Consider the following 13256-nt stretch of genomic DNA (forward strand, 5'->3'; position numbering starts at 1 on the left):
GCAAAGCATGAAGATCAGGCCTGCGTTTTCCAGACGTAACGGAACCGCGGGATCTCGTCCGGCATCGGAGCGAACCCTTTGACGGTGTTGCGCATGGCGTTGAATTCGATGCTGAACCCGACGGGCATGTAAGGCAGATCGGCAGAAATCTGACGCTGGATCTTTTCGTACAATTCCTTGCGGCGCGCCTGATCGGAAATTACCCGCGCTTCATCGATCCATTTGTCCACTTGGTCATTCTTGTAGCCCGTGGAGTTCGCGGTGCCTTTGCTGGAGAAGAGATAGTGGATCAGGCCGTCGGGATCCGCCCGTTGCGTCCAGCGCATCGGCGTGAAGCGTATCTCGCCTGAGACCGCCTTTGCGTAGTAGTCGCTTTGGGGGACCGGCTCGAGCTCAATGTTGAGGCCGATCGCGTCGAGGTCTTCCTTGGCAAGTTCGGCAAAGCGTCGCAGCGTATCGCCGCTTGGCGCCGCAAGCTTGATGGTGGTGCCCTTCAGGCCGGAATCAGCCACGATCTTGCGCGCCTTTTCCGGATCGTATTCGTAGTGCACCAGATCGGTTGGGGTCCACCACAGGCCGTCTGGCGTGAAGCTGTCGGAAATCTTGCCTTGCCCCGCCCATATGATCTGGTTGATGCGGTCGCGGTTGAGGCCATGCGCGATGGCCTGGCGCAGTTCCGGCTTGTTATATGGCTCGGCGTCCCACCGCCACTGGTAGGAATACCAGACGCCACCCTTCGACGGCACAAGCTCGATGTCCGGGCTGGCCTTGGAAAGGCGCGTATCCAACGGATCAAGCTGGCTTATGAAATCCAGTTCACCGATGGCCATGCGCTGAATGCCGACGACGTTCGTCGGAATGTCATGGAAGGTAATGCCGTCGAGATATGGCATTCCCTTCTGCCAATAGCTGTCGTTCTTGGTGAGCGCGATGCGCGACCCGCGGACCCATTCGCCGAAAACGAACGGACCGGTCCCGACAGGATTGGAACCGACGTCGCTGCCGTATTTCTTGGCCGCAGTTGGCGAAGCCATCAGCCCTGCGCGGTCGGCAAACAGCGCCAGCAGCGGCGGATAAGGTTCCTTCATGTCGATGGCGACGGTGAATTCGTCCAGCACTTCGACATTCTTGACGCCTTCCAGCAACTTGAGCTGCGATGAGTTGCCTTTCGGATCGAGACGCGCATCAAGGTTCCATTTCACGGCCTCGGCGTTGAACGGTGTGCCGTCATGGAACTTCACGCCTTCCTGCAGCTTCAGGACCACGCGCTTGCCGTCGTCCGAAAACTCCCAGCTTTTCGCCAGGGCAGGCTTCAGGGAGAAGTCCGCCTCGGTCTCGAGAAGCGTATCGAATATCAGGAAAAGGATCTGCCGCTCGGTCCATTGCGACGACTGAAGCGGGTCGAGCGTGCGGACGTCGCTGATGAAGCCGACGTTGAGCGTGCCGCCGGTGACCGGCTGGGTATCTTGAGCCAGCGCTACCGCCGGCAAAGAGGCCACGATTGCGAAGCCGCTGACGGCGGCCATAAATTGCCTTCTATCCATGACAAATCCTCCGTTGGTTCAGTTCCCGATATTATCGGCATTGCCGTTATTGGCCTCCGGGCAAGGACCCGGAGGCTTGCGCGTTATTTGCTCTCGGCTGGCAGCGGCCGGCCGGCCTGATCGACTCCCATGATCCGCATGTCGTTGAACCGATCGCCGATGCGATGGTGCGGACGCCCGCCGCTCGCGGCGCCCAAGGCGATGACGATCTCGTCATGCGCAGGCGCGTCGGGAATGGTGAATTCCACGGTCAGAAAATGAGCGCGGCTTCCCTTCTTCTCAGCGTCCTTGTGGGTCAAGGGAACGGTGAGCGCGGTGCCGGCGCCGGCACGCTTGTTCGTGAACGGGAGAAAGGAATCGCCACCAGCGGCGATGCGGAAGACATTGCCGAAATGCAGCGTGTGGATCAGGCCGGCCGCGTGTTCGACTTCGCCGTCCGTCCCGGTCACCGCGCACTTTCCAAACGCTTCTATCCTGTCCGGACCGCCCATGATCGCCACCAGGCGAGGCACGAGGGCATCCGTGAGAGCCTTGGCGTGCTCCATGATGTGCGGCTGCAGGTCCTCGACGAATGCCGATCCTGCCCAGGGATTGCGGATTACCGCCGCGCAGGCGGCCATGCGAAGCGGAACAGGCGCGACGCGCCCCCCTTCGATAAGCGTGTCCTCGACGAAATCGACGACCTTGCGGATCAGGACCCCAGTCATTTTTCCACTCCGCCGGCTGCGAGTTCGGCAAGCACGCGGTTGGCGATGCGATGGCATTCGACGCCGACAGGAACGCCGCAATAGATCGTGAGATGGGTTATCAACGCGTCCAGCTCGTCACGAGTGACTCCGTTGCGAAGGGCGCCGCGAAAATGCAGTTCCCACTCATGCATGCGGTTGAGCGCAGCAATCATGACGATGTTCAGCATGCTGCGGGTCCTGGCATCCAGCCTGTCGTCGCCCCAGGCCGTTCCCCAGCAATATTCTGTGATAAATGACTGAAAGCCCTTGGAAAACTCGGTTGCCTTGCTTAGCGAATTTTCAACATATTCGTTGCCGAGCGTCGCCTTGCGCCGCTCCAGCCCACGCTCAAATAGCGTCTCGTTCATTCGTCTTCCCTTCATTTTCAGCGTGGACGCAAAAGGAACTCGCGGACATGGTCGGACACCAGCTTGGATGCCTCGACCAGGACGCTGTGCTTCAGGCCGGCCAGAATGCGTAATTCCGAATCGGGGATCAGCCGGTGCATCGTCTCGGCCATCCGGACATTCGACCCCTGATCGAATTCGCCCGTCATCACCAGCGTTGGCTGCCTGATCTCGGAAAGCCGATCCACCAGTTCGGTAAGGCCGAACACCCGATACGCCTCCAGGTAAGACGGCACGTGGACAGCCTTGAGCTCGGCAATTCGCCGCTCGATCACATCGGGATGGCGCTCGGCGAATTCCTTGGTGAACCAGCGGTCGTGCGCAGCACCAACGACTGCGTCCATACCGCCGTCGCGGATCATCTGCAGGCGCGCCACAACCTTCTCACGTTCGGCGGGGGTGCGCCCCGCAACTGCGGAAAGAAGCACGACGCGCTCAAACCGGTCCGAATAGGAACAGGCCAGTTCTTGCGCGATCAAGCCCCCCAATGAAAAGCCGACCAGATGGGCTTTGCGCACGCCGGCGTCGTCCATCACCCGAACGATATCGGCGGCAAACTTCTCGACGGAATATTCCGAATCGATGTGCGCGGACTGACCATGACCGCGCAGGTCGGAGCGAATAATGTCGAAGCTGCCCTCCAATTGGAGGCTGACGTCCTCCCAGCTTTGCAGGTTGGCGCCGACACCGTGCACCAGCACGAGAGGATGGCCCTTACCGCTTCTCTCATAGGCGATGAGATCGTCTTTGGTGCGCATCGGCGCCATCCCAGGTCCCTCGTTCGAACTCGATTTTTTGGTATACCGACAGACAGGCATATGGTCAACCGTATTTGAATCGGCTACTTGTGATGAAAGAGTCGAACGCGTAGCTGTCATGGAAGGAACGACGGGAGAGGACGCCGCGATGCATGAATGGACGGACTGGTCGATTGCGGATTCGCCGACATTGCGCGAGCAGACCGTTGTCACGCTGCGCGAGGCGTTGTTCAACGAAGTGTTCAAGCCGGGTGACAAGCTGGTGGAACGGAAGCTTGCCGAGCAGACCGGCGTAAGCCGCACAAGCATTCGGGAAGCGCTGAGCCAGCTTGAGTCCGAAGGGCTTGTGACTCGGGTAGCCGGCAAGGGCATGTTCGTGACCCGCTTGTCGGAACGGGAAGTCCGGCAGATCTACGAGGCCCGCGCAATCCTGGAATCGGCCATGGCGCGCCTGTTTGTCGAACGGGCCAGCCAGGAACAAATGGACGAATTGGCGCGGCGTATTTCGGAAGCAGGCGAAACCGACACCTCCGAGCTTGCCAGGCAGCATGCCGAGAAGCTCGACGCGGTGTGGGACATCATCATGCAAGGCGCAGGCAACGACATCACCAGGCAAATGACCTTTCTCCTGCATGGCCGCGTCACCTATCTGCGCACCGTCACCACCCGCGTCGCCTCGGCTGAACGGCGCAGGAATACGATGGCCTTGCTCCACGGCATTTTCGACGCGCTGCGCGCGCGCGATGCCGACCTCGCCGAAAAGCTCACGCGCGGGTATGTCGAAAGATCCGCGGCTTTCGCGCTGTCGCTGCTGCGGGACTCTGGGCAGAACGCCAAATCCTCATCACGCAAGCAACGGATCGACACATGAACTATGTCAGGCTCGGCAAGAGCAATCTGAAGGTATCCCGGCTATGCCTCGGCGCGATGGGATTCGGATCCGCGGGATGGCGGGCCTGGGTGCTCGATGAGAAGGCGTCGGCGCCGATCGTTGCGCGCGCCCTCGACCACGGCATCAACTTCTTCGACACCTGCGACTTCTATTCGGCTGGCGAGAGTGAACGCATTCTCGGCCAGATACTCGTTCTCAAGCAGCCGCGCGACAGCTTCGTCATCGCCACCAAGGCGGGAAACCCGATGGCCGCGCATTGCAACGGCCGCGGCTACTCCAGAAAGCACCTGTTCAAGGCAATCGACGATTCGTTGGTCCGCCTTGGAACCGATCACGTGGACCTCTTCCAGACGCATATCTGGGACAAGGACACCGACCTCGACGAACTGGTCGATGCCATGGCGGATATCGTGCGCGCCGGAAAGGCGCTCTATGTAGGCGTCACGACGATGCCCGGCTGGACACTCGCAAAATGCCGTGCGGCTGCCAGCGCACGCGACCTTCCGGCATTCATCTCGATGCAATGCGAATACAATCCCGCTCACCGGGAGTGCGAGCGGGAACTGCTTGCCTACTGCCGCCACGATGATGTTGCCCTGATACCGTTCAGCCCGATCGCGCGCGGCTTCCTTGCCGCGGACCGCCGCAATCCCGGCCAGCAGACGGCGCGCACGAAAAGCGACGACTATACGCAGAGATATTACCACCGCGACGGCGACCACGCCGTGCGCGAAGCCGTCGCTGCCGTTGCCGCCGACATCGGAAAGACACCGGCGCAGGTGGCTCTCGCCTGGACATTGGCGCGCCCCGGCATTACCGCGCCCATCTTCGGAGCGACCTCGACAGACCATGTCGACGAGGCAGTCGCGGCATTGGACATAGTGCTTACGCCCGAACATATCGACCGCATCGACGGGGCTTACGAGCCACGGCCGCTGAACGCCTCAGGCCACTGAATGAAGCACAATGCTTGCGGTAAGCTGATATGCTTGTGAAATTGCACTCGTTCGCGCACGTTTCAAGGGAGCAAATCCGCCGTGTATGATCTGCGAGTCCATGCTCCGCCGCGCCTGTACACGCAGGTGGCCGATACCATCCGCAACGCCATCGTCGTCGGAGAACTGGCGCCGGGAGAGCGGCTGGTGGAGCGCACGCTTTGCGAGCGCATGGGCGTTTCGCGGACGTCGCTCAGGGAAGCGATGCGCGAGCTCGAGAACGAGGGCCTGGTCACGAACCTGCCCAACCGGGGGCTTATCGTCTCTGTCGTCGATCCCAAGATCGCGAAGGACATTTTTGACCTTCGCGAGGCGCTGGAGGCGCTTGTATGCAGGTTGTTTTGCGAGAATGCGACTGACGATCATATCACGCGTTGTCGGGGCGTGTATGACGAGTTGATGGAAACCTATCGCGTCGGTGTGGCGCGCGAAATGATAGCTGCAAAGACTAGATTCTACGACGTCTTGATAGCGGGCGCGAACAATTCCGAGGCGGAACGGATGCTTCGCAGCATCCATATGCGGGCCTCACAGTTGCGCATGATTTCTCTTTCCGATGCAGAGCGGCGAAAGGCATCTCAGGAAGAGCTGGCAGCCCTGCTCGACGCCCTTGTGAATCGCAGGGCATCGGATGCCGAGCGGCTTGCAAAAAAGCATGTACGCAAAGCCGCCCAGTTCGCGCTCGGGATTATCGAACAGCTTGAAAACCAATCCGTCAGCTGATCGGCGGCGCTTGAAAGCGCGAGACGCCGCCCGTCCGCCGCTACCCGCGGCGACGGTGAAGGAGAATTATGTCGTGGCGGGCGGCATCCGTACGCGCTATTTCGAAGCTGGCAGCGGACCGGCCGTGATCCTGCTGCACGGCTCGTCACTGGCGATCGATGCCTGGTCCACTTGGCACAACACCATCCCGGCACTCGCGCATGACTTCCGGGTGCTGGCGCCCGATCTGGTCGGCTTCGGTCTCTCGGATGCGCCGGTGGACGGGAAACACGTTCCCCGCCTCGAAAGGCGGCATCACGTTTCAGCCTTCATCGAAGCGCTCGGCGTCACCCGATGCGCGCTCGTCGGCCATTCCGAAGGCGGTTTCATCGCGGCAATGCTCGCCGTTGAAAAGCCGGGTCTGGTCGATAAGGTGGTTGTCGTGAGCAGCGGTGCGACCTCCCCGCGCCTCGGCGGAAATGAGGACCACGCTTGGCAGGCAGCAGCGGCAGCAGCGTATAATGTGCTCGAGGGATGCGACACCGAGAAAGACTTTCTGCGCACCAATGCGAGGCTAAGCACAAAGAATCCGCCGGAGTTCGTGGAGCTGCTAAAAAAGAACTACCGCCTGGCCTGCGAGTCCGGTCAGTTGGAGCGCTTCAAGCAGGCTGCCCGGAAAAAGGACGACACCGAATATACCCAGATCCAGGAGGACCATCTCCTTCCGCATTTGCCCACCATGCAGGCCAAGCTGTTCATAGCTTGGTCAGGCTGCGACGAAACCGTGCCGGTGGCGCGCGGCATCAAGCTGCTGGAACGCGCGCCGCAAGCCGACATGCACATTTTCGCCAATGCCGCTCACATGGTCATGATCGATCGCCCACGCGAATTCAATGGAGTTGTCCGGGACTGGCTTGGCAGCTAGCGCCGGTCAAACCGTCCAGCTTATGACCCACAGCAAGTCGTCCCAAGAGGCCCGCCATGCCGCGGGAGGATGTCCTCGGGCGTGCGCCCTCACTCCCTCGCCACCAGGTAACGCGCTTCCGAGTCATAGAGCAGCCCGCCATAGTGCTGCCCGAGGTCGGACATGCCAGCCGTGGCGCCCACCACCTCCTGACCGCGTGCCGTAGAGCCGCCGGTAATGATGAACGAGGGCGCGCGGCATCCACGGCCATGTTTCGCATAATCCGTTGACGGAAGGCTCAAAGTCCGCGTTCGGCATGTTGCCGCCCGGCAGCGGCACACTCGCGGTCCAGTCGCCCCCCATCTGCGGAAAGATATGTTCGAGGCGATGGGCCGCGCTAGGCCAATTTCCGGAAGGTCGTGATCTTGCCGCCGAAGACATTGAACAGTGGCGTGTCCCCGGTCTCGTCAAGGTCGAAGACGTAGTCGCGCGTAACCGCCGAAGGGTTCCCATTGCCGTCGTCGAACAACAGCCGCACGCCCCAGAACGCATACAGCAAGTCCTGGGGGCGCAGCTTCTCTTTGAAGTAGCGGTTCACGGCCGCGCTCAAACATTCGATCTCGGTCTGGTCGATCTGCACCGCTTCGGCAGCACCCTCTAGGCGCCGCAGTTCGAGGTGCGGCTACGGTCGCGATTTTTGTCTTGATATTTTTATCAAGCTGTGAAATTTTTTTCAATTAAATGCTGGAGGAAGTTTTCCGCACCTCAGAATGCCCTGACAATGGGCATCGGACGGAGAACACGATGGGAGGTTCAATATGCCGGTCCAAGCCGTTTCAACCGAGTGAGCCTTTCCTGCGGGAGACGCCGCGTCCTGGACCTAAAAATCCGGCGTCGTCGTCACACCTTCACAGGCAGGGGAAAGAGTGCATCCGGCTTCAGGCGCTTTTTTCAAAACGACGAGATCAACGCCGCGAGACGCGGCAAAGGTTCCAGAACGTCCGATGACGCGAATAGTGCAGATTTCCGATACCCATCTCAGCCCTGGCAAGCGACACTTCCATGCCAACAGCCAGCCGCTCCTCGACTGGCTGAAGGAAAGCGATGCCGACCTCGTTATCCATACAGGCGACGTCACCGTGGATGGCGCCGATGTCGAGGAGGACATGCGCTATTGCGCCGAGATGATGGACTCCATCGGACTGCCCTATCTCGCCGTGCCGGGCAATCACGACGTGGGCGAGCCCAAGCATCTCTATCAGCCAGTCAACGCAGAACGCCTGGCCCGCTGGCGACGTCATTTCGGGCCGGACTGGTGGCATCGCGACATCGAGGGCTGGCGCCTGATCGGACTCGATTCGATGCTGTTCGGCAGCGACGAGCCGGCCGAAACGGAGCAGATCGCGTGGCTGGAAAACGCCATGCGCGAAGCGTCCGGGCGCCGGATCGGCTGGTTCACCCATCGCCCGCTCTTCATCGGCGAGCCGACCGAAGGCGACGTTGGATACTGGGCGCCCACTCCCGAGCCTCGCGCGCAACTGCTCGACATGGTGCGCCGCTACGACGTGGCCTTCGTGGCCAGCGGCCACCTGCACAAACTCTACGATCGTCAACTCGGCGGCGTCCGGTACCTGTGGGGGCCGTCGTCCGGCTTCCTCGTCGAGGCGCACTTGCAGCCGGAAGGGATGGCCGGAGAAGCCACCTTGGGCGTGCTCGTCTACGACTTTTCCGGGTCCGATTTCACCGTGCGGCCTCATGAAATTCCGGGCCTCACACCCTTTTTCATCGGTGATGTCGTGCATGAGGTCTATCCACCGAGATAGCGCCTCTACCCAATTGTTCGCGAAACGGAGCAACCCCAGTGGCTGCAGTGGAAATAAAGAACCTTTCGAAGTCCTTCGGGCCCCACCGGGTTCTCAAAGACATCAACCTGTCCATCAACGATGGCGAGTTCCTGACGCTTGTCGGCCCCTCCGGCTGCGGAAAATCGACGCTCATCCGCATCATCGCCGGCCTCGAGCCGCAAACCTCGGGCTCGATCCTCGTCGATGGCGCGCCGATCGATCATCTGAGGCCGCATGAGCGGCGCATCGCCATGGTGTTCCAGAGCTACGCGCTCTACCCGCACATGTCCGTCTTCAACAACATGGCCCTGCCCCTGACGATGACCGGGCTTAGCCTCTACGAGCGCCTGCCGCTCGTCCGGCTACTCTCGTCCCGGCGCCGCAAGGTGATGCAGGAGATCGGCAAGCAGGTCAGGGGCATCGCGGCGCAACTTCAGATTGAACCTCTTTTAGAGCGCAAGCCCGCCCAGCTCTCCGGCGGCCAGCGTCAGCGCGTCGCGCTCGGTCGCGCCATGGTGCGCCAGCCCGCCGCTTTCCTGATGGACGAGCCACTTTCTAACCTCGACGCCAAGCTGCGCGTCCACATGCGTAGCGAGCTGGCCGAGCTTCACCAGAGACTCGGCGCGACATTCGTCTACGTCACGCACGACCAGGTCGAGGCGATGACCATGTCAAGCCGGGTCGCCATGATGGAAGGCGGAGACATCCTTCAACTCGGCACGCCCGACGAACTCTACGACAGGCCGGCCAACGTCCAGGTCGCCCAGTTCATCGGCAGCCCGACGATCAACCTGATTCCCGTGACGGTGGGGGTCGGTGGGCGGCTGGAATTGCTCGGAAAGCCTCTGCCGATCGGCACCGCCCTCCCCGCCGGAGAGAAAGCGACGATCGGCGTCCGCCCGGAAATGATCCTGCCCGGCGCGGTCTCGGGCCAGTCGGCGGACCAGGTCCCGCTTCCGGCGAAGCTGCGGCGCAGCGAGCATCTCGGCTCCGAGAAGATCCTGCATTTCGATGTTCCCTCGCTCCCTGGGATTTTGGTGACCTCGCGCATAGGCGCGGGCGTGCCGGACGGTGAGGTCGAGAACACCGAACTCTTGTTCCATCCCTCGGCCTGCCATGTCTTCGATGCCGCCGGAAACCGCGTGGAACCCCAAGTTTCCCAAGACGCGGCCACCGCCGCCAAGGGAAAGCTGCGCCTCGCAGAGGGAGCGCGCGCATCATGAGCCTGACCGCGGTCCCCGCTCCGCCCGCCCGGCCCGGTGCCCGGCAGGCCTTCATCGAGAGGCTGGTCGCCGGCGGCTTCGCGCTGCCTGCCTTGCTTTTGCTGGTGCTGACGATTCTCGTGCCGCTCGGCGTGCTCGGTTATCTCAGTTTCACCGACTACGAGCTCGGCGAGGTCGATGTCCATTATGTCGGCCTGCAAAACATCACCGACGCGCTGACCGATCCGGAATTCCGCCGCGCACTCAAGAACACGCTCGTCTACGTCGCGATCGTCCTGCCCGGCTCGGTGATCCTGTCGCTGCTCGTCGCCGTCCTCGTTCACCGCCGCAAGCGCACCCGCTCGCTCTACGAAATCATCTACTTCCTGCCTGTGACCTCGACCTTCATCGCCATGGCGACGGTGTGGCAGTTCCTGCTGCACCCCAGCCTCGGCCCGGTGAGCGCGGTGCTGCGCTGGCTCGGCATCGGCGAGGTCGCCTTCCTGAGCAATCCCTCGCTGGCGCTGCCGACGCTTGCCGTGATCGGCATCTGGCAACTGGTCGGCTTCAATATGATCCTGTTCCTGGCCGGCCTCTCGACCATTCCAAAGGACCTCTACGAAGCCGCCGAGATCGACGGCTGCGGCGGCGAAATCGACCGCTTCCTGACGATCACGTGGCCGCTGCTGGGACCGACGACCATGTTCGTCATCGTCACCAGTTCGATCACCGCCTTCAAGGTGTTCGACACGGTGGCGGTGCTGACCCATGGCGGTCCGGTGGGATCGACCGAGGTCCTGCTCTACAAAGTCTACCTCGAAGGCTTCCAGTACTTCCGCATGGCGTATGCGTCGGTCCTCACCTTCATCTTCCTCATTTTCATTCTGGTCTTCTCGATCCTCCAGACCGTCGTCATGGACCGCAGGGTGCATTACTGATGACCGACACAACCATCACTGCTCCCGCGATGGGGGGCACAACAACCACACCAGCTGGCTCCGCCGGCCGACGCTTCGCCTCTCTGTTCATCACTCACGGCATCCTGATCACCGGCGCGGCGTTCATTCTCCTGCCTTTCCTGTGGATGCTGGTGACCTCGATCAAGCCGCCGGAAGAGGTGTTCAACGCCCAGCTCAGGATCTGGCCGAGGCATTTCTACGGCTTCGAGAATTATGCGATGGCGCTGACCAGCGCGCCGCTGCTGCGCTTCGCTCTCAACGGCGTCATAGTGTGCGGCGGCATCCTCATCATCCAGCTTCTGGTCGCCATCCCATGCGCCTACGCGTTGGCCAAGCTGAAGTTCCCGGGCCGCAACCTGCTTTTCGTCCTCGTCCTGCTCGGCCTATGCGTGCCCGAACAGGTGCCGGCGCTGCCGATCTACATCGCGCTGGCGAAGATGGACCTGCTGAATACCTATTTCGCCATGATGGTGCCCTTCTTCCTCTCAGTCTTCGCGATCTTCCTGTTCAGGCAGTTTTTCCGTTCCTTCCCCGACGACATCATTCATGCCGCGCGGCTCGACGGGATGAGCGAGTTCGAGATCGTGTGGCGCATCGTCACGCCCAGCGCCATGCCGGCGATCGCCGCCTTCGCGGTGTTTTCCTTCGTCGCGCACTGGAACGACCTCTACTGGCCGCTAATCGTCATATCCGACGTCAACCTGGCGCCGCCGCCGCTCGGCATGATGTTCTTCTCGGACGCCGAAGCCGGCACCAACTACGGCGCACTGACCGCCGCCGCGACCATCCTGACCGCGCCACTGCTGCTCGCGTTCCTGTTCGCACGCCGCCGCTTCATCGAGGGCGTCACGATGACCGGCGTGAAATAAAACTGACAACTGGCGCGGCTAGAAGCCCGGTCGCGCCGTTCCCCCACACCTTTCGCGGGGCAAGGCGGCATCATCGCCTCAAGAGCATCGGGCAAATCGCATAACCGGAGGAAAGCCTTAATGAAATTCCTGTCAAAGATCATCGCGGCCTCGGCCGTATTGCTGGGAGCGGCGTCGACAGCGCTGGCCCAGTCTCCCGTGACGCTCGACGTCTACTACGCATTCCCGGCCTTCGCGAAGTTCCATGAGCCGCTGGCCGCGGAATTCATGAAGGAACATCCCGACATCAAGATCCAGTTCCGCGCGCCGGCGGCCAGCTACGACGAAGGCCACCAGGCCATGCTGCGGGCCTCCATCACCAACAACCTGCCCGACGTCTACTATTCGGGCTATCACGTCCTGCATGAATTGGTCGGCAAGCTGAAGGCGCGCAACCAGATCTTGGACCTCGGCACGATGATGGACGCCGAGTCGAAGGAATGGCGCGACGCCAACTACGCCGACAACATTCTCGACCTCGGCCGGGTGGACGGCAAGCTCTACGGACTGGCCTTCAACGCTTCCATGCCGATCATGTTCTACAATGCCGACCTGGTTAAAAAGGCCGGCGGCGATCCCGACAACATGCCCACCGACTGGCCGGGCATCATGGAACTCGCCAAGAAGATCAAGGCCACCGGTTCCGGCATCGCCGGCCTCGCCTACAATATTCATGACTGGCCCGACGAATGGCTCTGGGACGCCATGTTGATGCAGGGTGGGGGCGAGCTGACCAAGGACGGCAAAGTGGCCTTCGGCGACGAGCACGGCCTGAAGGCGCTGGAATATTTCCGCAGCTTCGTCACCGATGCCGGCATGCCGTTGATCGACTGGGATCAGTCGCGCCAGGCCTTTATCGCCGGCCAGATTGGCATCTTCTTCGATACGCCTGCCCGTCTCAGCCAGGATACCGAACTGATCGGCGACCGATTCAAGCTGCGTACCGCGGTCTTCCCGGTCGACGACAAGGAAAAGGGTGGCCTGCCCACAGGCGGCAACGCGGCGGTGATCACTGCCTCCGACCCGGCAAAGCAGAAGGCGGCCTGGGAATTCCTTAAATTCGTCACCGGCCCCAAGGCGCAGGAGCAGGTCGTGAAGATGAGCGGCTACCTCCCGACCAACAAGGCCGCCACCGGGACCGACTATCTCGGCCCGTTCTACGAAGCGAACCCGAATTACGCCACCGTTGCCAAGCAGATGGCACTGTCGCGCCCGTGGCCCGGCTATTCGGCGGGCAACACGGTCCGCATCTGGCGCACCCAGCGCGAGATCATCAGCAAGGTCATGAGCGGCGACGTATCCATCAAGGACGGGCTCGACAGCCTCGTCTCCGAAACACAGGCACTCATGAAATAAGTCGCCATGCCACGCGCGCCGGCCGGCTTCGGCTGGCGCGCCCTTTTTAAGGTGGCG

13 protein-coding genes and 1 pseudogene are annotated in these 13256 nt (G+C 61.6%); 9 read left to right on the forward strand and 5 right to left on the reverse strand.

Going from position 1 to position 13256, the window contains the following annotated elements; translation table 11 throughout:
* Window positions 1-14: 14 nt before the first annotated feature.
* From LB545_RS21360 to LB545_RS21375, 4 genes are all read right to left on the reverse strand, one after another.
* On the reverse strand, window positions 15-1526 hold the full coding sequence (locus LB545_RS21360) for an ABC transporter substrate-binding protein (protein WP_181171806.1): 1512 nt from the start codon (window positions 1524-1526) through the stop codon (window positions 15-17).
* A 101-nt stretch (window positions 1527-1627) separates the two neighbouring features.
* Entirely contained in the window at window positions 1628-2251 is a 624-nt protein-coding gene (locus tag LB545_RS21365) for an amino acid synthesis family protein (protein WP_140561345.1), read from the reverse strand.
* On the reverse strand, window positions 2248-2640 hold the full coding sequence (locus LB545_RS21370) for a carboxymuconolactone decarboxylase family protein (protein ID WP_140525281.1): 393 nt from the start codon (window positions 2638-2640) through the stop codon (window positions 2248-2250). The genes LB545_RS21365 and LB545_RS21370 overlap by 4 nt, the downstream gene beginning before the upstream one ends.
* Before the next feature lie 17 nt (window positions 2641-2657).
* Window positions 2658-3437: an alpha/beta fold hydrolase gene (locus LB545_RS21375; RefSeq protein WP_224705802.1), complete on the reverse strand. Its 780-nt coding sequence runs from the start codon at window positions 3435-3437 to the stop codon at window positions 2658-2660.
* Here LB545_RS21375 and LB545_RS21380 point away from each other — a divergent pair.
* The 4 genes from LB545_RS21380 to LB545_RS21395 all read left to right on the forward strand — a co-directional run bounded on the left by LB545_RS21380 (window position 3430) and on the right by LB545_RS21395 (window position 6951).
* Window positions 3430-4308 carry a GntR family transcriptional regulator gene (locus LB545_RS21380; RefSeq protein WP_224647112.1) on the forward strand — a complete coding sequence of 293 codons (879 nt, stop codon included), beginning with the start codon at window positions 3430-3432 and terminating at the stop codon, window positions 4306-4308. The genes LB545_RS21375 and LB545_RS21380 overlap by 8 nt on opposite strands.
* Complete coding sequence (locus LB545_RS21385; protein ID WP_140498503.1) at window positions 4305-5285, forward strand: aldo/keto reductase; 981 nt, start codon at window positions 4305-4307, stop codon at window positions 5283-5285. Before LB545_RS21380 ends, LB545_RS21385 begins: the two co-directional genes overlap by 4 nt.
* An 81-nt stretch (window positions 5286-5366) precedes the next feature.
* Entirely contained in the window at window positions 5367-6047 is a 681-nt protein-coding gene (locus LB545_RS21390; protein WP_140561351.1) for a GntR family transcriptional regulator, read from the forward strand.
* Window positions 6025-6951 carry an alpha/beta fold hydrolase gene (locus LB545_RS21395; protein ID WP_140498505.1) on the forward strand — a complete coding sequence of 309 codons (927 nt, stop codon included), beginning with the start codon at window positions 6025-6027 and terminating at the stop codon, window positions 6949-6951. Before LB545_RS21390 ends, LB545_RS21395 begins: the two co-directional genes overlap by 23 nt.
* A gap of 92 nt (window positions 6952-7043) precedes the next feature.
* Here the strand turns inward: LB545_RS21395 and LB545_RS21400 are convergent.
* Window positions 7044-7588, reverse strand: a pseudogene (locus LB545_RS21400) (glycerol-3-phosphate dehydrogenase); the annotation flags it as partial.
* Between the two features lie 346 nt (window positions 7589-7934).
* On the opposite strand from LB545_RS21400, the gene LB545_RS21405 reads away from it, so the two are divergent.
* From LB545_RS21405 to LB545_RS21425, 5 genes are all read left to right on the forward strand, one after another.
* A complete protein-coding gene (locus tag LB545_RS21405) occupies window positions 7935-8753 on the forward strand; it encodes a metallophosphoesterase family protein (protein WP_140513420.1) in 819 nt (272 codons plus the stop codon).
* Window positions 8754-8791: 38 nt separating this feature from the next.
* Complete coding sequence (locus LB545_RS21410; protein ID WP_140525274.1) at window positions 8792-9997, forward strand: ABC transporter ATP-binding protein; 1206 nt, start codon at window positions 8792-8794, stop codon at window positions 9995-9997.
* Window positions 9998-9999: 2 nt separating this feature from the next.
* On the forward strand, window positions 10000-10914 hold the full coding sequence (locus LB545_RS21415) for a carbohydrate ABC transporter permease (RefSeq protein WP_411908945.1): 915 nt from the start codon (window positions 10000-10002) through the stop codon (window positions 10912-10914).
* A 29-nt stretch (window positions 10915-10943) separates the two neighbouring features.
* Window positions 10944-11804, forward strand: coding sequence for a carbohydrate ABC transporter permease (locus tag LB545_RS21420; RefSeq protein ID WP_140558077.1), 861 nt, complete (start codon window positions 10944-10946; stop codon window positions 11802-11804).
* A 120-nt stretch (window positions 11805-11924) separates the two neighbouring features.
* A complete protein-coding gene (locus LB545_RS21425; RefSeq protein WP_140513416.1) occupies window positions 11925-13199 on the forward strand; it encodes an ABC transporter substrate-binding protein in 1275 nt (424 codons plus the stop codon).
* Window positions 13200-13256: the final 57 nt, after the last annotated feature.

This window comes from Mesorhizobium sp. BR1-1-6 (assembly GCF_020165355.1).
Lineage (GTDB): Bacteria > Pseudomonadota > Alphaproteobacteria > Rhizobiales > Rhizobiaceae > Mesorhizobium.